We start from the raw sequence: 20,409 nt of genomic DNA, 5'->3' as shown, positions 1-20,409 counted from the left end.
CAAGCCGCCAGGGTGCCGGAGCCGGTCCGTGAGCGAGCGTCCGCCGGTGCAGGTGCCCGGTCCTCGCTCGGGCGAACTCATCGCCCGCTGGGAGCGGGTCGAGGGCGCCGTGACCGGCCGCCAGGCGCCGGTGGCCTGGGAGCGGGCCTCCGGTGTCACCGTCTGGGACGCCGACGGCAACGAGTACCTGGACTGGACGAGCGGTGTGCTGGTCACCAACGTGGGCCACGCCCACCCGAGGCTGGTGGCCGCCGTACAGGAGGCCAGCGGCGACCTGCTCAACAGTTACGAGTTCCCGACACGCCGCCGCGTGGAGGCCGGGGAGGCGCTGCTGGCCCATCTGCCGGACCACCTGGACCGCTGCTTCTTCCTGACCACGGGCAGCGAGGCCGTCGAAGCCACCATGCGCCTCATGAAGCGCCACAGCGGCGCGTATGAGGTGATCGGCTTCCACGGGGCCTTTCACGGCCGCACCGCCGCCTCGGCGGCCCTCGGTGGCCTGCCCGTCACCAAGCACGGGTTCGGGCCGACGATGCCCGGGGTGATCCAGGTGCCCTATCCCTACGCCTATCGCAGCCCGGTGGCAGGCGGCCCGGCCGAACTCATCGACTACTGCATGGACCGCCTCGACGAGGCTGTGCGCGCCAACTCCACCGGATCGCTGGCCGGCCTGATCGTGGAGCCCTACCTGGGCACGGCCGGTTTCATCTTCCCGCCCGAGGGCTACCTGGCGGAGCTGCAGAACTGGGCCCGGCAACGGGGAATCCTCTTCGGCACCGACGAGGTGCAGAGCGGCTACGGGCGCACGGGCCGGATGTGGGCGTTCGAATGGGACGGCCTGCAACCCGATGTGGTGGCCATCGGCAAGGGGCTGGGCTCGGGCTATCCGGTCTCGGCGATAGCGGCCCGGGCGGACCTGTTCGGGGCCCTGGAGCGCGGCGACATGAGCTCGTCGATGGGTGGGAACCCTGTCAGCTCGGCGGCCGTGACCGAGGTGCTGGGCATCATGGACGACGAGCAACTCGTCGACAACGCCTTCAAGATGGGGGCGGTGATGCTGGAGCGCCTGCGCGAGGTGCAGGACCGCAGCGCCTTCGTGGGCGACGTCCGGGGGCGGGGGCTCGTCATGGGGTTGGAGATCGTCGCAGACAAGGGGACCAAGGAACCGAGTCGCCAGATCACCCTGCAACTGCTCGACAGAGCCGCCGGGCGAGGCCTGCTCATCGGGGCGGTCGGCATGTTCGGCAACGTGGTGCGGGTGGCGCCGCCGCTGTGCATCACCGAGGCCGAGGTGCACGAGAGCGTCGACCGGCTGGCCGCCGCGCTCGGCGACATCGTCACCTAGCGAGCGACAGAGGGGCGGTGCAAGGAACGTGAGCGAGCGGGAAACGGGCGGGGCCATCGGCTTGGAGCCCGAGTTGGCGATCTCGCTGTACCGCACCATGCGGCTCATCCGGCGTTTCGAGGAGACCTGCGTGGACCTCGTCAAGGACAACGAGATCGCAGCCGTGGTCCACGAGTCGATCGGGCAGGAAGCGGTCGCTGCCGGCGTCACGGCGGCGCTCGGACCCCAGGACTACCTCACCAGCACCCACCGAGGCCACGGCCACATTCTCGGCAGGGGCGCCGACCCCACACGGGTCATGGCCGAGTTGATGGGACGCACCACCGGCACCAACCGGGGCCGGGGCGGCTCGATGCACGTGGGCGCTCCCGACCTGGGAATCCTCGGCGCCAACGGCATCGTAGGGGCCGGCACGCCCATCGCGGTGGGCGCCACCTGGGCGGCCCGGACAGCCGGCGGCGACGCGGTCTGCGCCGCCTTCTTCGGCGACGGCGCCATCAACCAGGGAGTGGTGCACGAGGCGATGAACCTGGCCGTGATCTGGGAGGTGCCGGTCGTCTTCTGCTGTGAGAACAACCTGTACGCCGTGACGACCCCGCTGTCGAACATGACCGGCGCCCCGATCACCGAGCGAGCCGGAGGCGTCGGGATGCCCGTGTGCTCGGTCGACGGCATGGATCCCGGGGCCGTCCACGACGCCATGAGCGAGAGCATCGCCACGGGCCGCCGCGACGGCACGCCCTCGTTCGTCGAGTTCCGCACCTACCGGTACTCCGGCCATCACACCGCCGAGGCCGCGACCGGCGTGGAGTACCGCAGTGAGACCGAGATGGAGGCCTGGCGGCAGAGGGACCCCCTCGTGACCTGGCCCGAACGCCTCGCCGCGCACGGCATCCTCGACGCCGCCGGCAAGGAGGCCATCGACGGCGAGGTCGAGGCACTCATCACAGAGTCCGTGACATTCGCCCGCAACAGCCCCTGGCCCGAGCCGACCGAGGTGCTGGACCTCGCGTACGCCAGCGGCACCGGAGCGGATTTCCCGAGCCACACGTGGGGTGGGAGCTGATGGCCCGCCTGCGCTATCTCGAGGCGTTGCGCAAGGCCCTGCGCGACGAGATGATCCGCGACGACAACGTGATCGTCCTGGGCGAGGACGTGGAGGCCGGGGCGCGCGGCATGACCACGGGCCTGCGCGAGGAGTTCGGGGCAGAGCGGGTCAAGGACACGCCGATCTCCGAAGCGGGATTCGTGGGGTTCGCCACCGGGGCCGCGCTGGTCGGCAAGCGTCCGGTGGTGGAGTTCCAGATCAACACCATGATCTTCCAATCCTTCGACCAGGTCGTGAACCAGGCGGCCAAGTTCCACCTCATGAGCGGGGGTGAGTTCAAGGTTCCGGTCACGTACGTCTTCGCAGCGTCGGGCGCCGCCTTCGGGAACGCCGCGCAGCACAGCGATCACCCCTACCCGTACCTGTTGCACGCCGGTGTCAAGACCGTCATCCCCGCCACGGCCGACGATGCCTACGGGTTGATGCTGTCGGCGATCCGAGACGACGATCCGGTGGCACTGTTCTCGCCGGCGCTCATCCAGGGACGCCGGGCAGAGGTGCCCGACGAGCCCACCGCCGTGCCGTTGGGGGTCGGGCGCGTCCGGCGCTCCGGGGGCGACGTCACCGTTGTCGCCGCCGGGAGCACGGTTCCCGTCGCACTGAAGGTCGCCGACAAGTTGGCGACGGAGGGAATCGAACTGGAGATCTGGGACCCTCGCAGCCTCCTCCCGCTGGACCGCGGTGGGATCGCGCGCTCGGTGACCAAGACGGGCCGGCTGGCCATCATCGACGACGCCAACCGCACGTGCGGGTTCGCCGCCGAGGTGGCCGCGTTCGCGGCCACCGAACTCTTCGGCGACTTGCGGGCACCGATCCAGCGGGTCACCCGCGCCGACGTACCGATATCGTTCTCCCTCCCTCTCGAGGCGGCAGCCCTGCCGACGGCCGAGACGCTTGAGAAGGCGATCAGAGCCACTCTCGAGGGGAGCACGCCGTGACCGAGATCCGCGTGCCGAAGATGGGTCCGACGACAGTCGAGGTGGAGGTGATGGAACTGCTCGTGAGCGAGGGTCAGCCGATCGCCGAGGGCGACCCCGTCGCCGAGGTGGAGACCGAGAAGACGACCGTGACCATCGAAGCGACCGCGGCGGGAATCGTGACGGAGATCCTCGTGGCCGTCGGTGACATCTGCGAGATCGGCGAGGTGCTCTGCACCGTGGAGACGGAGGGTTGAGCGCCATCCCGCAAGCCCGCCCCGACGAGGGAGTCGCCCGATGGCCTCGGTGACGGGCGAGCGGCTTCGTCACGCCGGCAACGGCAACTCGACCAGGATCGACGTGCGCGATCGCTGGGAGGTGGTCCGAGACGGCATGCGGGAGATGATCGTCTACGGCGAGTTGCTCCCGGGGCAACGGCTCAACGAGGTGGACCTCGCCCGAACGTTCGACGTGAGCCGGGGTCCGCTGCGGGAAGCGCTGCGGGCACTGGAGACGGAGGGCCTCGCCGTGCGCGTGCCCCGGCGCGGGACGTTCGTCGTGCAGATGTCCGCCCAGGACGTCGACGAGATCTACTCGCTGCGAGCGGCGCTGGAGGAACTGGCGGTGCGCCGTGCACTCGAATCGCCGTCGCCCCAACTGCTGGCGACCCTCGATTCTCTCGTGGACGAGATGCGCGAGGCCACGGCGGTAAGCGACTGGCGCCGGGTCACGGAGTGCGACATCGAGTTCCACACCGCCGTCTACGAGGCCGCCGGGCACGCCCGGGTGCTCAGCGCCTGGAACTCGCTGCGCGAACCCATGCGGGTGCTCGTCGGCATGACCTCGGAGGTTCCGGAGCAGACCTGGCGTGATCACGCCCTCCTCGCACAGGCGGCGCGGCAAGGCGTCGAGGAGTACCTGGCCGCCGCCCGCGAGCACATCGAGCAGGCTCACCTCGACGCGCTCGACATCGTCAGGAAGCGGCAATGACCACCCCCGGGCCCGGTGGGCGGAGCCGGCCGGAGGCATGGCCCCTCAACGGGTGACGAGGCACGTGTCCGAGACGACCCCACTGACCGAGTTGATCAGCCTCGACGGGCAGGTCGCCCTCGTCACCGGTGCCGCCCAGGGTTTCGGACGCCGCTGCGTCGAGCGCCTGTCCGAGGCCGGGGCCGCCGTCGCCGCCGTGGACCGGCAGGCCACACGCCTGCAGCAGGTGGTCGCCGACCTGCGGGAGCGCGGCCGCTCGGCTGTCGGGATCACCGCCGATGTCACCGACGAGCCCGACGTGGAACGAGCCGTCGCCGAGACCCTCAGGGCCTTCGGCGGCCTGCACATCCTTGTCAACAACGCCGGGATCTTCTCGAACCGCCTCGTCGACGCCCTCGACCTCGCCGAGTTCCGCCGCATCTTCGCGGTCAACCTCGAAGGCACGTACATGTTCACGCGCGCCGCCGTTCGTGCCTTCCGCGCCCAGGAGGTCCGGGGCTCTGTGGTGAACATCAGCTCGATCGACGGGGTGCGACCGACGGCGCCGGGTCTGGCCCACTACGACGCATCGAAGCACGCCGTGAAGGGACTGACCCGCACGCTCGCCCTCGAACTGGCTCCTGAGGGCATCAGGGTCAATGCCGTGGCCCCCGGCTTCGCCCGCACCGAGGGCGTCGAGGAGGAGATCGCACGGCGAGCCACCGGGGGGATCGACGTGGAGGCACAGTGGGACGGGCTCATCGGGCGCGTGCCGATGGGGCGGCTGGTGGACGCCGACGACGTGGCGCGAGCCGTCCTGTTCCTGGCCTCGGATCTCAGCTCGTTCGTCACCGGCACGCTGCTGGTGGTCGACGGCGGCTCCCTGCTGAAGTAGGCGTCGCAGGGCACGGGTCGGGCGAGCGGGAGTGCGGGAGTCGTGAGCGGGACGACCATCGTGACCGGCGGCAGCCTGGGAATCGGCCGGGCGTGCGTTGCCCGCCTCGTCTCCGACGGCCATCCCGTGGTATTCACGGGACGGGACGAAGCCGCCGGTCGCAGCGTCGAGGAGTCCTCCCCCGGGGCCGTCTTCGTACAGGGCGACGCGGCCGATGAGGCGTCGGTGCGCCGGGCCGCCGAGGTCGCCCTCGAGATCGGTGAGGGATCGCTCTACGGCCTCGTGAACAACGTCGGGCACGCCACGCGCCTCGACTACCTGGACACCACGCTCGAGGAGTGGGACCGCACCCACCACGTCAACCTGCGCAGCGCCTACCTGCTGACCCGGCTGGCGCTGCCGGGTCTCATCAGGGGCCGCGGCTCGGTTGTGTTCGTGGCCTCGGTGGCCGGCAAGGTGGGCGAGGAGGGACTGGCGATCTACGCCTCCACGAAGTCGGCCATGATCGGGCTGGGCCAATCATTGGCCGTCGAATTCGGGGCAGACGTCCGGTTCAACATCGTCTGCCCCGGCCAGATCGAGACCCGCATCCAGGTGACGGTGCAGCGCCCCGAGACGATCCCCCTGGTCCACGCGCGCATCCCCGCAGGACGGGTCGGCCAACCCTCCGAGGTTGCCGCCGCCGTGGCGTGGCTGCTCTCGGAGGAGGCCGGCTTCGTGAACGGGGCGATCCTCACCGTGGACGGCGGCGAGACGGCGGGCATCCGAGCCCTGCCGGAGATCGAGTCACCCGACTCCGCCTGAGGTGGCGGGTCGGACAAGGAAAGGGAGAAACATGAGTGCGACAGGTGCGGACATGTTCCGGCTGGACGGCAAGGTGGCGCTGGTCACCGGCGGATCAGGCGGCATCGGCAAGGCGCTGGGAGTCGGCCTGGGATTGGCCGGCGCCCGCCTGGCGCTGACCGGTCGCTCGCAGGAGAAACTCGACGCCAACGCCGCGGCGGCGCAGGCTGCGGGCTGTGCGGACGTGGAGACGTTCGGCGACTTCGACCTGACACACGCTGGCCGGCCGGCGGAGTTGGCGGCCGCCGTCGCCGAGCGGATGGGGGGCATCGACATCCTCGTCAACGTCGCCGGCCTGAACCGCCGCAAGCCGGCCCTGGAATTCGCCGAGGAGGACTGGGACGCCGTCATGAACCCCAACCTCAAGGCCGTCTTCTTCCTCTCGCGGGAGGTGGCGCGCCTGTGGATCCAGGGCGGCCGGGACGCCGAGAGCGAGGGCCGGGGCAAGATCATCAACATCGCCAGCCTCGCGGGGGCGATCGGGATCGCCGAGATCGCCCCGTACGGCGCCTCGAAGCTCGGCGTCGTGGCGCTCACGCGGTCCCTGGGTGTGGAGTGGGCGCAGGAGGCGATCTGCGTGAACTGCATCGCGCCGGGCTACCACGAGACGCCCATGACCATCGCCCAGGGGATCTTCGACAACCCCAAGATCGGGCCGTGGGTGCGCAGCCGGATCCCGATGGGAAGGCTGGGAACGACCGAGGACCTGGTCGGGCCGGCGATCTACCTCGCCTCGGCGGCGAGCGACTACATGACCGGCCAGACCGTCTTCGTGGACGGCGGCTTCGAGGCGGGCTAGGACGCCGAAGGCGCCCGGGTGATCCGCTAGCGACGCCGGACCCGGCGACGTAGCCTTCGGAACGATGAACGGCACCGCCGAGCCGTCCAAAGGCCGGGAGCCACCGGCCCTGGAGGTCCGGAAGCTCGACAAGTCGTTCGCCGCGGTGCGGGCGCTCCGGGAGGTGAGCCTGTCGGTCCGCGCCGGCGAGGTGCTGGCCCTCATCGGTGACAACGGCGCCGGCAAGTCGACACTCATCAAGTGCGTGTCGGGGCTGCTGCAGCCGGACGGGGGGCAGATTCTCATCGACGGCACCGAGGTGGCCATCAACAGCCCCGAGGACGCCCGGGCGCACGGCGTGGAGACCGTGCACCAGACCCTCATGCTCTGGGGTGGCCAGGACGTCGCGGCCAACCTCTACATGGGGCGGGAGATCGAGTCGAAGAACCCGCTCCTGCGGAGGCTCCGCTGGCTCGACATGAAGGCGATGCACGCAGGATCCCGCGAGATTCTGGGCGAGTTGCGCATCAACATCCCGTCGACCCGCGAGCCCGTGGACAACCTCTCCGGCGGCCAGCGCCAGTCGATCGCCGTCGGGCGCGCCGTGGCCTGGGGCACCCACATCGTGCTCCTGGACGAGCCCTCGGCAGCGCTCGGCGTGGAGCAGTCCCGACATGTGCTCCGCCTCATCCGGACGCTCGCGGAGCGCAACGTGGCCGTCGTGTTCATCTCCCACAACATGCAGCACGTGCTGGAGGTCTGCGACGTCGCCTACTGCCTGCGCCACGGTGAGATGGTCGGCCGGGTCAACATCGACGACGTCACCGCCGCCGACCTAGTGGACCTCATCACGGGAGTCCGCCGACAGGCGGCCTGAGGCCTCGGGCGGCCCGGACCGGCAATTCTCGGCGGCCGGCCCGGACGCTCCGTTCGGCCTATCGATTCCGGCTATTCGGGAACTGCGGCGGCTCAGGTCAGGTAGCGCTGGCGCCACTCGCCGGAGCGGAGGCGCCGCACCCGCTCCTCGGTAGCCGGGTGGGTGGAGAACAGGCCGGCGAACTCCACCCGCTGGCCGGCCAGCGGGTTCACGATGTAGTGCGAGGCCTGCTCGCGCGCCACGGGCGTGGGGATGCGCCGGCCGGCCCGGTCCAGCTTTTCCAGCGCCCGCGCCAGGGGTTCGCCGTCGCCCAGCAACTGTGCGGCGGTGCGGTCGGCCTTGAACTCGCGGGTCCGGCTGATGGCCGACTGCAGGAGAGCGGCTGCGATCGGGGCCAGGATCATCGTCGCCAGCAGCACGAACGGATGCCCACCTCCCCGGTCCCTGCCGCCCCCGCCACCTGTGAACAGGGCGGCGAAGAAGGCGATCCTGGCCACGAGCGTGATCGCCATGGCGACGGCGGCCGCCACGGAGCCGATGAGGATGTCCCGGTTGCGGATGTGCATCAATTCGTGGGCCAGGACCCCCTTGATCTCGGTCCAGGAGAGGTGCTCGATGAGGCCGGCGGTGATCGCCACCGCGGCGTTGTCGGGATTCCGGCCCGTGGCGAAGGCGTTGGGCTGCGGGTTGGGCGTGACGTAGAGGCGCGGCTTGGGCAGCTTGGCGTGCGCCGCCAGCTCCTCCACGACCTTGTGGTACTCGGGGAACTCGTGACGCTCGACGAGCTGGGCGCGGGCCGAGGCGATGGCCAGCTTGTCGGAGAACCAATAGGAGAAGCCGACGATGGCGAAGGCCAGCACCGCCCCGATGATGAGCCCGCCGGTGCCGAATATGCCGCCGATCCCGATGCAGAGACCTCCGAGCAGCGCCAGCAGGACGAAGGTCTTGAAGGTGTTCTTCACGTCGCCTCCTCGATTGCTCCAGTCGGGCGCGGGGCTCGGCCCCGAGCGCCGATCAGTCCGTTCCCGCGGTGCCCTTGGCGCTTTCCCTCCGCCCCCTTCAGCCGTAGTAGCCGGAGTGGACGTACAGGCACGGCAGGGACTCGGCCGCGTACATCTCCACGATACGAGGATCGTCCTCGACGGCGAACGCCGGAACGAACCCGAACGAGCGCAGCAACCCGAGCGCCTGGCGCTTGAAGCGCACGGAATGGACCATGTCCTGGGCCGGACCGCGCAACGCCAGCAGGTCCCAGCGCAACCCGTGACGCTCGATCCAGTCGAGGGTGAGTTGACGGAGACGGAACGGCCGGGCCGTCAGCAGTACGACCTGCAGTACCTCGTCGAGGTCTCGCACCAACTCGGCATGCCGGGTCAGGGGGCGATCGCCGACAGCGGCGGCGAAGAACCCGTTCCAGTCGCGTACGGGCCCGTCGAGGTGCCACTGGCGATGCGAGGCGTCCGAGAGCACGCCGTCGACGTCCACGATGGCGGCCGCCCCCGGTACCTGCGGGCCGGTGCGCCACGTCCAGTGGTCCGGAAGCCGCGAACCGTCACGCAGCGGTGGATCGGTGGTAACGGCGCGCGCCTCGGCTCCCGCCGGACGCAGCCGCGGCGGGCTCACCGGCCCCTCGCCGCCGGACGCATCGGCCGCTCAGTCCTCGGCGGGCACCTCGGAGGCCCGCTGCCGGATCTCGGTCACCACCGAGGCGTCGGCCAGCGTGGTGGTGTCACCCAGGTTGCGCCCCTCCACGACGTCGCGCAGCAGCCGGCGCATGATCTTGCCGCTGCGGGTCTTGGGCAGGTCGGGCACCAGAACGATCGCTCTCGGCCGGGCGATCGGTCCCAGCTTCGTGGCCACGTGCCCGCGGATTTCCTCGCGCAGTTCGTCGCCGGCCTGCGCCGTGCCCCGGAGGATGACGTAGCCCACGATGGCCTGACCGGTCACCGCGTCGCTGGCGCCGACCACGGCCGCCTCGGCCACCGCCGGGTGGTCCACCAGCGCCGACTCCACCTCCGTGGTGCTGATGCGATGTCCGGAGATGTTCATGACATCGTCGACGCGTCCCAGGAGCCACAGGTAGCCGTCCTCGTCGACCTTGGCGCCGTCGCCGGCGAAGTAGCGGCCCTCGAAACGCGACCAGTACGTCTCCCGGTAGCGCTCAGGGTCGCCCCAGATGCCCCGCAGCATGGACGGCCAGGGCCGGGTGATGGTCAGGTAGCCGCCGCCGCGCGCCACCGGGTTGCCGCTGTCGTCCACCAGTTCGGCGAAGATGCCGGGAAGCGGGTGCGTGGCCGAGCCCGGCTTGGTGGTGGTCACGCCGGGCAGCGGGCTGATCATGTGCCCGCCGGTCTCGGTCTGCCACCAGGTGTCCACGACCGGGCAGCGCTCACCGCCGATGTGGGTGTGATACCACATCCAGGCCTCGGGATTGATGGGCTCACCGACGGTCCCGAGCACGCGCAGCGACGACAGGTCGTGGCGTTGCGGCTCCTGGGCGCCCCAGCGCATGAAGGTGCGGATGGCCGTCGGGGCGGTGTACAGCTGCGTGACGCCGTAGCGGGCGACGATGTCCCAGAGACGATCCTTCGGCCAGCTGGCCCGCTCGCCGCTGCGGAACTCGGGGCGCGGCGTGTCTGGAGTGCCTTCGTAGAGCACCGAGGTGGCGCCATTCGCCAGCGGGCCGTAGACGATGTAGCTGTGCCCGGTGACCCAGCCGATGTCGGCGGCGCACCAGTAGACGTCGCTCTCGGGGCGCAGGTCGAAGACGTAGCGGTGCGTGAAGGCCACCTGGGTGAGGTATCCGCCGGTGGTGTGCATGATGCCCTTCGGCTTGGCGGTCGTGCCCGAGGTGTACAGCAGGTACAGCAGGTGCTCGCTGTCGAAGGCCTCGGGGCCGCCCGGCGGGTCGGCCTCGGCGGGGTCGGCGGTGGCCATGAGCTCGTGCCACCACAGGTCGCGCCCGGGCTGCATCCGGACCTCGAGGTCGCAGCGGTTGACGACGACCACCGTCTCCACCGTCGGCGCACCGGCGGTGAGAGCCTCGTCCACATTGACCTTCAGCGGTGACGGGGCGCCGCGCCGGTAGCCGCCGTCGGCGGTGATGACCATGCGGGCCTCGGCGTCCTCGCAGCGGTCCACGATGGCATCGGGCGAGAAGCCGCCGAAGATGACCGAGTGCGCCACGCCGATCCGGGCGCAGGCCAGCATGGCCACCGGCAGTTCGGGGATCATCGGCATGTAGATCGCCACCCGGTCCCCGGCCCGCAGACCCAGCGAGCGCAGTGCGGCGGCGAAGCGGCGCACGTCCTCGAGCAACTCGGCATAGCTGATGGTGCGGGCGTCGCCGGGCTCCCCCTCCCAGTGGAAGGCCACCTTGTCGCCGCGGCCGGCGATGACGTGCCGGTCGAGGCAGTTGTAGGCCATGTTCAGGGTCCCGCCCACGAACCAGCGGGAGTAAGGCAGGTCCCATTCGAGCGTGGTGTCGAAGTCATCGAACCAGGTCACCATCTCACGCGCCTGGCGCGCCCAGAACGCCTCGTAGTCGGCGGCGGCCTCGTCGTAGAAGGACCGCGCCGCGGCGGCGCCGGCGAAGCCTTCGGGCGGTGGGAACGTCCTCTCCTCGACGTAGAAGTCGGCGATAGTCGCTTCGGCCATGCTTACACCTCGCTTCGCGCCGCAGCGGGACGATCGGCTTCCCGGCCGCGTCCCCAGGCGGCGGTAGGGCGGTCGTCGATCCTACCCGGACCCCCCGCATCGAGTCCCGGCCCTCCGGCCGGCGGGCACAAGTAGTCTGGGCAGGTGCATGACCTGCTGATTCGCAACGGCACCATCGTGGATGGCAGCGGCAGCGAGGCATTCGCCGGCGACGTGGCGATCGCCGGGGGCGTCATCGCATCGGTCAGCGCCGCCGACGGCAACGGCGTGACCACCGCCCGACGGGTGGTGGATGCCGAGGGCCACCTGGTACTGCCCGGCTGGGTGGACATCCACACTCATTACGACGGCCAAGCCACCTGGGATCCCGAGATGACGCCGTCGTCCTGGCACGGCGTCACCACCGCGGTCTTCGGCAATTGCGGCGTGGGTTTCGCGCCGGTGACCGCCGGCAGCGAGGACTACCTCATCAACCTCATGGAGGGCGTCGAGGACATCCCGGGAACGGTGCTGGCCGAGGGCATCGACTTCTGCTGGGAGTCCTACCCGGAGTATCTGGACGCGCTGGAGGCCATGCCGCGGGTGATGGACGTCGCCGGGCAGTTGGCGCACGGTGCCCTGCGGTTCTACGTCATGGGCGAGCGGGGCGCCGATCACGCCGAGGTGCCCGACGACGCCGAGTTGGAGCGGATCGAGGCCCTGACAGCGGAGGCGCTAGGGGCCGGAGCGCTCGGCGTGACCACGTCCCGCACCCCCAAGCACCGCGCCGCCGACGGCCGGCTCACGCCGTCGCTGTCCGCCAGGGATCCCGAGTTGGCCGCGCTGGCGCGGGGGATGCGCGCCGCCGGTGCAGGCGTGCTGCAGGTGAACTCGGACTTCGGTCCCGGCGAGTTCCAACTCATGCGAACCGCCGCCGAACTGGCCGGACGGCCGCTGTCGGCGCTGCTGGTCCAGATGGACGCCTGGCCGGAGCGCTGGCGCGAGACGCTGGCCAACATCGTTGCCGCCAATGCCGAAGGCACCGAGGCCAACGGCCAGGTGGGCTGCCGGCCGATCGGCGTGCTGCTGGGCCTCGACGCCACCGTCAACCCCTTCGGCAACCACCCCGCCTACCGGCGGTTGGCACACCTCCCGACCGCCGACCGCGCGGCCCTGATGCGCAACGACGGCGCCCTGCGGCGAACGCTCATCGACGACCGGCTCGACGACGGTCACACCCGCTGGATCGACTACGCGCTCGGCCGCACCTACGAGTTCGGCGACGACCTGGACTACGAGCCGCACCCGCACCGGTCCGTCGCCGCACGAGCCGAGGCGGCCGGCGTCAGCCGCTGGGAACTCGTCCTCGACCTCCTCGCCGCGGGCGACGGCGACGACCTCCTGCTCTACACGTTCGAGAACTACTCCGGCGGCAGCCTCGACGAGGTGGCCGAGATGCTGGCCGATCCCCACACGATCTGCGGCATCGGCGACGCGGGCGCCCACGTCGGCACGATCTGCGACGCCGCCTACCCCACCTTCCTGCTCACACACTGGGCCCGCGACCGCACCCGGGGCAGGCGCTTCCCGCTGGAGTTCCTGGTCAACAAGCAGACCCGCCGCACCGCTCTCGCCTACGGCCTGGCCGACCGGGGGCTGCTGGCACCCGGCTACAAGGCCGACATCAACATCGTGGACTTCGGCGCCCTCGGCCTGACGCGCCCGCGGGTGGTGTACGACCTGCCCGCCGGCGGGAAGCGGCTGGAGCAGCGCTCAGTGGGCTACCGGCACACCTTCGTGTCGGGCGTGGAGGTGGCCGCCGACGGCGAGTTCACCGGCGAACGCCCCGGCCGCCTCATTCGCGGCGCCAGACCGCGACCGTAAAGGCCCCCAAACCGTCCCGGTCGCACAGAGCCTCCGCCTCGTGCACGCGGCTGCGCGCCTCGAGGGCGGCGAGATCACCGACCGACGCCCGCTCCCGCCAGACAGCGCGGCCCTCGTCCACCAGGTCGTCGATGCCGAGGGAGCGAAGGAACGTCGCCTGATCGCACACGTGCGCTCCCGGATGGGCCGTCAGGATCTGATCCAGCGGCACCTCCACGGTGATGTCGGAACTCCCGACGTCCCGGAGCGGCTCATGTCCCCGGACCCCGGCGCGGTAGGTGCGCACCCACTCCCAGGGCGGCCGAGCAGCCAGAGAGGCGGTGCTGTCGGTGTAGTCGATCGCGACGAGACTGCCGGCACGCAACGTGTCCAGCGCCCGGCCCACCCACTCGACGGCCGCCGATGCCAGCGGGATGCGGCCGCCCACGGGAGCCTCGGGAACCAGCGCGTCGGCGACCATCTGCTCCTCGGTCGGCAACGGCCGCAGTTCCGCGACGAACGCGTCGGAGCTGTCCGCTCGAACGAACACCTCGGCCCAACCGTCAACGGTGCGCTCCAAGAGCCGGCACGGAAGGTTGTCCAGCAACTCGTTGGCGATGACGAGGCCGTCGAGCACCCCGTCGGGCAGGTCGGCCCGCGACTCCAGACGCGCACCCGGCACCGGCGGGCGGTCGATCAGCTCCTCGTGCACCCGGCGCAGTGCGCCCGACCGCTCGACGAGCATGTAGCGAAGCGCCCCGGCACACGCCGGGTTGGCCGCCAAGACGCTCCGCGCCAGAGTGCCGGATCCGGCGCCTGCATCCACGAGCGTGAAGTCACCCGGCCGACCGAGCCGCTCCCAGCAACGGTCCGCGAGACGCGCCACGAGGCGTCCGAACAGCGGCCCGACCTCCACACTGGTCAGGAAGTCCCCGGTCCGCCTGCCCGCGCCACCCCCCGACTTATAGAACCCGCCAGGCTCCCCATACAGAGCCGACTCCATGAACGCATCGAAGCGCAGCGTGCCGTGGAAAGTCACAGGAAGATGCAGGTCAACGGCCTCCGGCAGTGGATTCCGGCCTTCGCCGGAATGACGCGGAGCAGCCGCGAGGGAACCGGCAGAATCAGCGGGAGGTAGCCACGGCCGCGAACCGAGGGCGGGGGTGCCGGGGGCCAGCGCAGGCGGCCATTCTAGGCCGCCGGAGCGCCACCGGCGGCCCGGCCCGGACTGCGGCAAACCCGCGAACGCGGGGCCGCGCCAGCCGGTCGGCTACAAATCTGCGACGGCCGTCAGGCGCCCGCAGGCTCCTTGCGGACGATGTCGACGCTTATCGGCTGGCGGGTGGCGCCGGTGATGGCGGACAGTTGCATCTCGTTCAACTCGGCGTCGAAGAAGAAGCCGTCGTCGAACGGGGCCGGCTTCAGGTCGTCCCACCAGACGGCGGCGGGGTCGTAGGCGGCGAAGAAGATGCGGTTGGTCCACTCGGCGTTGCGACCCTGCAGCATCCGCAGGGCGAAGACCTTCTCGCCGTTGACCTGCATGATGTCCAGCACCTGCACCTTGCCCGGCGTGGCCGACATGGAGGGCCCGCGCATGGTGCGCCCGAGGCCCGACACGTCGCGGAACGCCCCGTTGTAGACCTCCAGGGCCCGCTCCAGGGGCAGTTCGAAGTACCGCTTGGCGCCCGTGTCACGCTCCACGAACATGTAGTAGGGGATGCAGCCCAGCTTCACCTGGCGGCGGATCATGTCAGCCCAGATCCTCGAGTCGTCGTTGACGTGACGGATCAGCGGCGCCTGGCAGCGGATGACCGCCCCGGTGTTCAGGATGTTGCGCACCGCCTTCTCGGAGGCCTCCGTGGCCAACTCCACCGGATGGGAGTAGTGGCCCATGATGGCCAGGTGATTCCCGGCGGCGACGATGTCGTCGAACAGCCGCAGCGTGTCGTCGGCGTCCTTGTCGTCGATGAAGCGGTGCGGCCAGTAGGCACCCGCCTTGGTGCCGATGCGGATGGTGATGCGCTCGAACTCGGGCTCCAGCAGCGGCTCGATGTAGCGGCGCAGCACGTCGGTGCGCATGATCATGGGGTCGCCGCCGGTGAACAGCACGTCGGTCGCCTCGGGGTGTGCCCGCAGGTAGCGCACCAGGTTGCCGCCCTCCTTGGTGGCGAACTTCAGGTCGTCGAGTTTCACGAACTGCGGCCAGCGGAAGCAGTAGGTGCAGTAGGCGTGGCAGGTCTGGCCCTGGGCGGGGAAGAACAGCACCGTCTCGTCGTACTTGTGCTGCATGCCCGGCATCGGCTCGCCGTCGACGGCGGGGACGTTCATCTGCACCTGGCCGCTGGGGTGCGGGTTCAGGCTGCGCTGGATGTTGCGGGCCGCCTCGTCGATCTCCTTCGCGGGCGCCTCGGCGCGCACCATGTCGGCGATGGTGGCGAAATGCTCGGGATCGATCATCCCCTCCTGGGGGAAGGTGAGTTGGAAGATGGGATCGTCGGGGATGTTGTCCCAGTCGATCAGCTGCTCACAGACGTAGTTGTTGGTCTTGAAGGGGAGCACCCGCGACACCACGTCGGTGACCAACTGCTGGTGCTCGCTGAGCGTGTCGAAGCCGGGGATGTCCTGCATGTTCCGACGCTGGAACGTCCGGAACACCGGTGTCTGCCCGTTGGTGGCCTGTACCATCTTGCTGCCCCCTTCTGAAGCACGTCCTCCTGTTGGAACCCGAGAAGCCGAGCACTCCCCCGTCACCGGCTCGGTGCAAACATCCTACTCAGAAACCCGCTCCTCATCCCCAGCGGACCTGTGGGGCCGAGAAACGACGCGCCGCGGCACCCTGGCCCCGGCGAACGCCGCCGATCCCTGGATTCCGGCAGAATGACGGCCCGAGAGCCCGAATGACGATGCGAGAGCCACAATGACGACCCGAGAGGCGGACGGAGGTGCTCGGAACGTCGCGCCGCTGGCGGCCCGCCTCGATGCCGCTTCGCCGCTCGACGGCTTCGTGGAGTACGTAGAATCGGAGGGGATCTCGCTCTATCCCGCCCAAGAGGAGGCGCTGCTGGAGATCCTGGACGGCCGCAACGTCATCATGAACACCCCGACCGGCTCGGGGAAGTCCCTGGTGGCAGCGGGCGCCCACTTCGCCGCCCTCGCCGCCGGTCGCCGCAGCGTGTACACCGCGCCGCTGAAGGCGCTGGTCAGCGAGAAGTTCTTCGCGTTGTGCGACTCCTTCGGGGCCGAGCGGGTCGGCATGATCACCGGCGACGCCGCGGTCAACCCTGGCGCTCCGATCGTCTGCGCGACCGCGGAGATCCTCGCCAACTGGGGCCTGCGCGACGGCGCCGAGGCCGACGTGGACGTGCTGATCGCCGATGAGTTCCACTTCTACGCCGACCCGCAGCGCGGCTGGGCGTGGCAGGTGCCGCTGCTGACGCTGCCCCAATGCCAGTTCCTGCTGCTTTCGGCCACGCTGGGGCCCACTCAGCGCTTCGCCGACGAACTCACGGGGCGCACCGGCAGGGAGACGGTGACCGTGCGGTCCGGCGAACGCCCCGTGCCTCTGGGCTTCGAGTACGGAACGCTCCCCCTGCACGCCTCCATCGAGGATCTCCTGGAACGCAACCGGGCGCCGATCTACGTGGTGCACTTCACCCAGCGGGAGGCCATCGAGGCGGCGCAGGCCTACACCAGCATCGGGGTGCTGAGCCGCGCCGAGCGGGACCTCGTCGCCGAGGCTCTCGGCGGCTTCAAGTTCGACTCACCCATCGGGAAGGACCTGCGGCGCCTGATCGGCCACGGCGTCGGCGTGCACCACGCGGGGCTGCTTCCCAAGTACCGGCTGCTCACCGAGCGGCTGGCCCAGCAGGGGCTGTTGAAACTCATCTGCGGCACCGACACTTTGGGCGTGGGGGTCAACGTGCCGATCCGCACGGTGCTGTTCACGCAACTCTGCAAGTACGACGGGCAGCGCACCCGCCTCCTGAACGCCCGGGAGTTCCACCAGATCGCCGGGCGGGCGGGGCGGGCCGGCTTCGACGAGCGGGGCTACGTGCGGGTGCAGGCCCCGGCACACTGGATCGAGAACCGGATCGCCACCGAAAAGGCCGCGTCCGACCCCAAGGCCAAGCGGAAGCTCACCAAGCGCCGCCCTCCCGAGCGCAACTACGCCCACTGGAACGAGGAGACCTTCGAGCGGCTCACCGCCGCCGAACCTGAGCCGCTGACCTCCAGCTTCGAGGTGAGCCATCAGATGGTGATGCACGTACTGGACCGGCCCGGCGACGGCTGCGCCGATCTGCGGCGGCTGCTGGTGGAGAACCACGAGACCCGCCGGCGACAGCGGCGGCACATCCGCCGGGCGGTGGCCATCTACCGCTCGCTGGTCGACGCCGGGGTGGTGGAGGTGCTGGAGACTCCCGACGAGTGGGGGCGGCACGTCCGGGTGACGGTGGATCTGCAGGACAGCTTCGCCCTGCATCAGCCGCTCTCGCTGTTCGCGGTGGAAGCGCTGGGGGTTCTGGATGCGGCCGAGTCCGAGTACCCGCTGGATGTGCTGTCGGTGATCGAATCGGTCCTGGAGAACCCCGGACCGGTCATCGCAGCCCAGGTCGAGCGTCTGCGGAGCGATCTCCTCGGAGAGCTGAAGGCGCAGGGCGTGCCCTACGAGGAGCGGATGGAACGGCTTGCCGACGTCGAGCACCCCAAACCCCTGCGGGCGTTCCTCTACGGCGCCTTCGACGTCTTCCGCCGGCACCACCCCTGGGTGGAGGGCGACAACGTGCGCCCCAAGTCGGTCGCCAGGGAGATGCACGAGCGGGCCATGACCTTCGACGAATACGTCAACCACTACGGCCTGAAGCGCTCCGAAGGCCTGCTGCTGCGCTATCTCAGTGACGCCTACCGGGCGCTTTTGCAGAACGTCCCGGCCGAGCGCCGCACGCCGGAGTTGGACGAGTTGACCGACTGGCTCGGGGCGCTGGTGCGCGGGGTGGATTCAAGCCTGCTCGATGAGTGGGAGAGGCTCACGGCGGTCACCGCCGAGGCCGAGGCGGCCGACGAGGGGGCGGCGCTCAGGCGTTGAGCAGCAGGAAGATGCCGGCGATCGTGAAGGCCAGCATCATCACCAGCAGCCCGTACTGGGATCGCAGCGCTTGCCGCGGCGAGAACCGCTGCACCGCCTTGTCATGCGCCAGGACCACGCCTGCCAAGTGGCCGGCCACGGTCATGAGGGCCTGGACGAGGGCGATCACCCCGGTGGAGATCAGCAGGTAGTTGACGTCGAAGTGGGCCGTGCCGAACAGGTCGGCGGTCCCGCCGAAGGGCCGTGACAGCAGGGCCAGGAAGTTCTGGCCCTCGAAGACCACCAGCGAGAAGTAGTGCCCCACGTGGTAGGCGAAGGCGATCGGCACGATGGAGGGAGCGAAGTCGGTCAGCATCTGCCGCAGCGGCGTACGGGTCAGCGCAGCCCCGACGGCCATCGCCGCGATGTACAGCACGACGAAGTCGGCCGCGAACTGCAGCAGTCCGAAGGCACCGAAACCCACGGTTTCCCAGCCGATGCGCGGGCCCAGCAGGCCGCCCCACCACTCGGTGCGGGAGATGCCGTCGAAGCTCGTGGTACCCGGCATCAGCAGCAGCACGAAGGTGTGCGGCAGGGTCATGCGCAGGCTCGCCAGTCCCACGATCGGGGGACGGGTGGCCAGGCGTCCCTGCCCGTCCCCGCAGAAGACCCCCATGGTGCCGACGTGGCGGAACACCACGCCGAACCCCTCGCTCCGGCGTAGCCACTCGCGCCCCCAGAGTGACGCCCCGCACAGCATCAGCACCGAGTAGGCGGCGATGGCGATGCCGAGGATGCGTGTCTCCGGGGGGTTGGGGTGAACCAGTTCGAGGGCGGCGAAGCAGAGCACCGTCGCCACGCCCAACCAGCCGCTGTGCACCGGGTCGGGGCGCCAGAGCTTGTGCGCCGGGACGTGGCCGAAGAACCGGCGACGCACCGCCGCGCCGAGGTGGGCCAGCGTCTCCCAAGGGCTCAAGAGGCGCCACACGTCCCCGAAGACGGCCGACAGGAACAGCAACCCCACCCAGAACCCCACGTACACCGCAACCGGGGCGATCGTGGCGTAGGCCCCGAGATCGCCGAACAGCGAGGCCACCAGCACCACGGCGAACATCGCCAAGCCGAACAGCCGCAGCACGACCGCCAGCACTCGAGCCGCCGGCTGGACCGCCTCGGGCAGAGGCCGGGGTGCGAAGCGACCCTGCAGCCGCGGCTTGGGCCAGAAGCTGCCGAGCAGCAGGAACGAGATGACGAGCGCGGCACCCGCCACGTAGGCGAACATCCACACAGGGATCGGCAGGTCGCCGCGCACCCCGATGCCGTGCGCCAGCACGCCTGCATGGCTCACCCTGGGCTCCTAGGAGACCTGCAACTGGAAGAGCTCCCGGTGCGAGGGGTGGAGTTCGGCCTCCCAGACACCGGGGAGCCTGGCCTCGAAGGTCAGCGTGACCTCAGCGCCCGGTTCGAGTTGCAGGTACAGGTCGTACCCATGGAGGTGGACCTCCTCCGCCACGTCGGAGGTGACACGCACCTCCACCGTGTCGCCGAGGGAGGCCTCGTAACGGCGCTCGGCCTCGATCCGGCCATCCACCAGCGTGATGCGTATCGTCACATCCGCCGCAGGCTGGGTGGTGGTGGTCGGCGGGGGTGCCTCGGTGGTGCTCGTGGTCGTCGGCGGCGGGGGCACCCCCGTCGTGCTCGTGGTCGTCGGCGGCGGCGCCTCGGTGGTGCTCGTGGTCGTCGGCGGCGGGGGCGCCCCCGTCGTGCTCGTGGTCGTGGATGGCGCCGGGCCGGGTTCGGGCGGTTCATGGCCACGTGGTGGATCCTGCTCGGCCGCCGGCGCCGCCGCCGGTCCGGGCGCAGGCGGATCAGCCGGCGCCTCGGTCGTGGCAGGCGCGGCAGGCTCGGCCGTACTCGTGGTCGGCGGCGGCTCAGTTGGCGGCGGCGGCTCAGCTGGCGGCGGCGGATCGGTCACAGGCGGATCAGCCGGCGCCTCGGTCGTCGGCGGCGGCGCTGGTTCGGTCATGCCCGGCTCCGGCTCTGCGGCGCCACAGCCGGCAGCGAGCAGGATCGACAGGGCCAGCGTGGTGGTGGCAAGGCTGCGCCGGAGCGTCAT

The 20,409-nt window shown here is 70.3% G+C and carries 18 protein-coding genes; 11 read left to right on the top strand and 7 right to left on the bottom strand.

All coding sequences use genetic code 11. The features are described 5' to 3' along the window. Nucleotides 1-28 precede the first annotated feature (28 nt). The 9 genes from OXG55_05885 (at nucleotide 29) to OXG55_05845 (ending at nucleotide 7,732) form a co-directional block, all read left to right on the top strand. Entirely contained in the window at nucleotides 29-1,345 is a 1,317-nt protein-coding gene (locus OXG55_05885) for an aspartate aminotransferase family protein (GenBank protein MCY4102781.1), read from the top strand. 97 nt (nucleotides 1,346-1,442) lie between these two features. Beyond that, nucleotides 1,443-2,411 carry a thiamine pyrophosphate-dependent dehydrogenase E1 component subunit alpha gene (locus tag OXG55_05880; protein ID MCY4102780.1) on the top strand — a complete coding sequence of 323 codons (969 nt, stop codon included), beginning with the start codon at nucleotides 1,443-1,445 and terminating at the stop codon, nucleotides 2,409-2,411. Beyond that, complete coding sequence (locus OXG55_05875; GenBank protein ID MCY4102779.1) at nucleotides 2,411-3,391, top strand: alpha-ketoacid dehydrogenase subunit beta; 981 nt, start codon at nucleotides 2,411-2,413, stop codon at nucleotides 3,389-3,391. Before OXG55_05880 ends, OXG55_05875 begins: the two co-directional genes overlap by 1 nt. Next, nucleotides 3,388-3,627, top strand: coding sequence for a lipoyl domain-containing protein (locus OXG55_05870; GenBank protein ID MCY4102778.1), 240 nt, complete (start codon nucleotides 3,388-3,390; stop codon nucleotides 3,625-3,627). The genes OXG55_05875 and OXG55_05870 overlap by 4 nt, the downstream gene beginning before the upstream one ends. 40 nt (nucleotides 3,628-3,667) lie before the next feature. Beyond that, nucleotides 3,668-4,360, top strand: a complete 693-nt coding sequence (locus OXG55_05865) for a GntR family transcriptional regulator (protein MCY4102777.1) — start codon at nucleotides 3,668-3,670, stop codon at nucleotides 4,358-4,360. A gap of 64 nt (nucleotides 4,361-4,424) precedes the next feature. Continuing rightward, nucleotides 4,425-5,234 carry an SDR family NAD(P)-dependent oxidoreductase gene (locus OXG55_05860; protein ID MCY4102776.1) on the top strand — a complete coding sequence of 270 codons (810 nt, stop codon included), beginning with the start codon at nucleotides 4,425-4,427 and terminating at the stop codon, nucleotides 5,232-5,234. Between the two features lie 42 nt (nucleotides 5,235-5,276). Next, entirely contained in the window at nucleotides 5,277-6,038 is a 762-nt protein-coding gene (locus OXG55_05855; GenBank protein ID MCY4102775.1) for an SDR family oxidoreductase, read from the top strand. 31 nt (nucleotides 6,039-6,069) lie between these two features. Further along, nucleotides 6,070-6,876 carry an SDR family oxidoreductase gene (locus OXG55_05850; GenBank protein MCY4102774.1) on the top strand — a complete coding sequence of 269 codons (807 nt, stop codon included), beginning with the start codon at nucleotides 6,070-6,072 and terminating at the stop codon, nucleotides 6,874-6,876. Nucleotides 6,877-6,940: 64 nt separating this feature from the next. Next, a complete protein-coding gene (locus OXG55_05845; GenBank protein MCY4102773.1) occupies nucleotides 6,941-7,732 on the top strand; it encodes an ATP-binding cassette domain-containing protein in 792 nt (263 codons plus the stop codon). Nucleotides 7,733-7,824: 92 nt separating this feature from the next. Here OXG55_05845 and OXG55_05840 read toward each other — a convergent pair whose 3' ends face one another. From OXG55_05840 to acs, 3 genes are all read right to left on the bottom strand, one after another. Next, nucleotides 7,825-8,694 (bottom strand): M48 family metalloprotease, encoded by an 870-nt coding sequence (locus OXG55_05840; GenBank protein MCY4102772.1) that lies wholly within the window; start codon nucleotides 8,692-8,694, stop codon nucleotides 7,825-7,827. A gap of 97 nt (nucleotides 8,695-8,791) precedes the next feature. Beyond that, a complete protein-coding gene (locus OXG55_05835) occupies nucleotides 8,792-9,355 on the bottom strand; it encodes a hypothetical protein (GenBank protein MCY4102771.1) in 564 nt (187 codons plus the stop codon). 30 nt (nucleotides 9,356-9,385) lie between these two features. Further along, a complete protein-coding gene (acs, locus tag OXG55_05830) occupies nucleotides 9,386-11,389 on the bottom strand; it encodes an acetate--CoA ligase (GenBank protein ID MCY4102770.1) in 2,004 nt (667 codons plus the stop codon). A 144-nt stretch (nucleotides 11,390-11,533) separates the two neighbouring features. On the opposite strand from acs, the gene OXG55_05825 reads away from it, so the two are divergent. Beyond that, a complete protein-coding gene (locus OXG55_05825; protein MCY4102769.1) occupies nucleotides 11,534-13,252 on the top strand; it encodes an amidohydrolase family protein in 1,719 nt (572 codons plus the stop codon). On the opposite strand, the gene OXG55_05820 is transcribed toward OXG55_05825, so the two are convergent. Next, a complete protein-coding gene (locus OXG55_05820; GenBank protein ID MCY4102768.1) occupies nucleotides 13,224-14,270 on the bottom strand; it encodes an SAM-dependent methyltransferase in 1,047 nt (348 codons plus the stop codon). The two genes, OXG55_05825 and OXG55_05820, sit on opposite strands and share 29 nt — an antisense overlap. A gap of 251 nt (nucleotides 14,271-14,521) precedes the next feature. After that, on the bottom strand, nucleotides 14,522-15,916 hold the full coding sequence (locus OXG55_05815; GenBank protein ID MCY4102767.1) for a lysine 2,3-aminomutase: 1,395 nt from the start codon (nucleotides 15,914-15,916) through the stop codon (nucleotides 14,522-14,524). 232 nt (nucleotides 15,917-16,148) lie between these two features. On the opposite strand from OXG55_05815, the gene OXG55_05810 reads away from it, so the two are divergent. Next, a complete protein-coding gene (locus OXG55_05810; GenBank protein ID MCY4102766.1) occupies nucleotides 16,149-18,314 on the top strand; it encodes a DUF3516 domain-containing protein in 2,166 nt (721 codons plus the stop codon). Here OXG55_05810 and OXG55_05805 read toward each other — a convergent pair. Together OXG55_05805 and OXG55_05800 are read right to left on the bottom strand one after the other, a co-directional pair. Next, nucleotides 18,304-19,641, bottom strand: coding sequence for a hypothetical protein (locus OXG55_05805; GenBank protein MCY4102765.1), 1,338 nt, complete (start codon nucleotides 19,639-19,641; stop codon nucleotides 18,304-18,306). The two genes, OXG55_05810 and OXG55_05805, sit on opposite strands and share 11 nt — an antisense overlap. Nucleotides 19,642-19,650: 9 nt before the next feature. Continuing rightward, nucleotides 19,651-20,409 (bottom strand): hypothetical protein, encoded by a 759-nt coding sequence (locus OXG55_05800; GenBank protein ID MCY4102764.1) that lies wholly within the window; start codon nucleotides 20,407-20,409, stop codon nucleotides 19,651-19,653.

This window comes from bacterium (genome assembly GCA_026708055.1).
Classification (GTDB): domain Bacteria; phylum Actinomycetota; class Acidimicrobiia; order Acidimicrobiales; family CATQHL01; genus VXNF01.
Note: the sequence above shows the minus strand (reverse complement) of the source record. Positions and strands in the feature narration are given on the sequence as shown.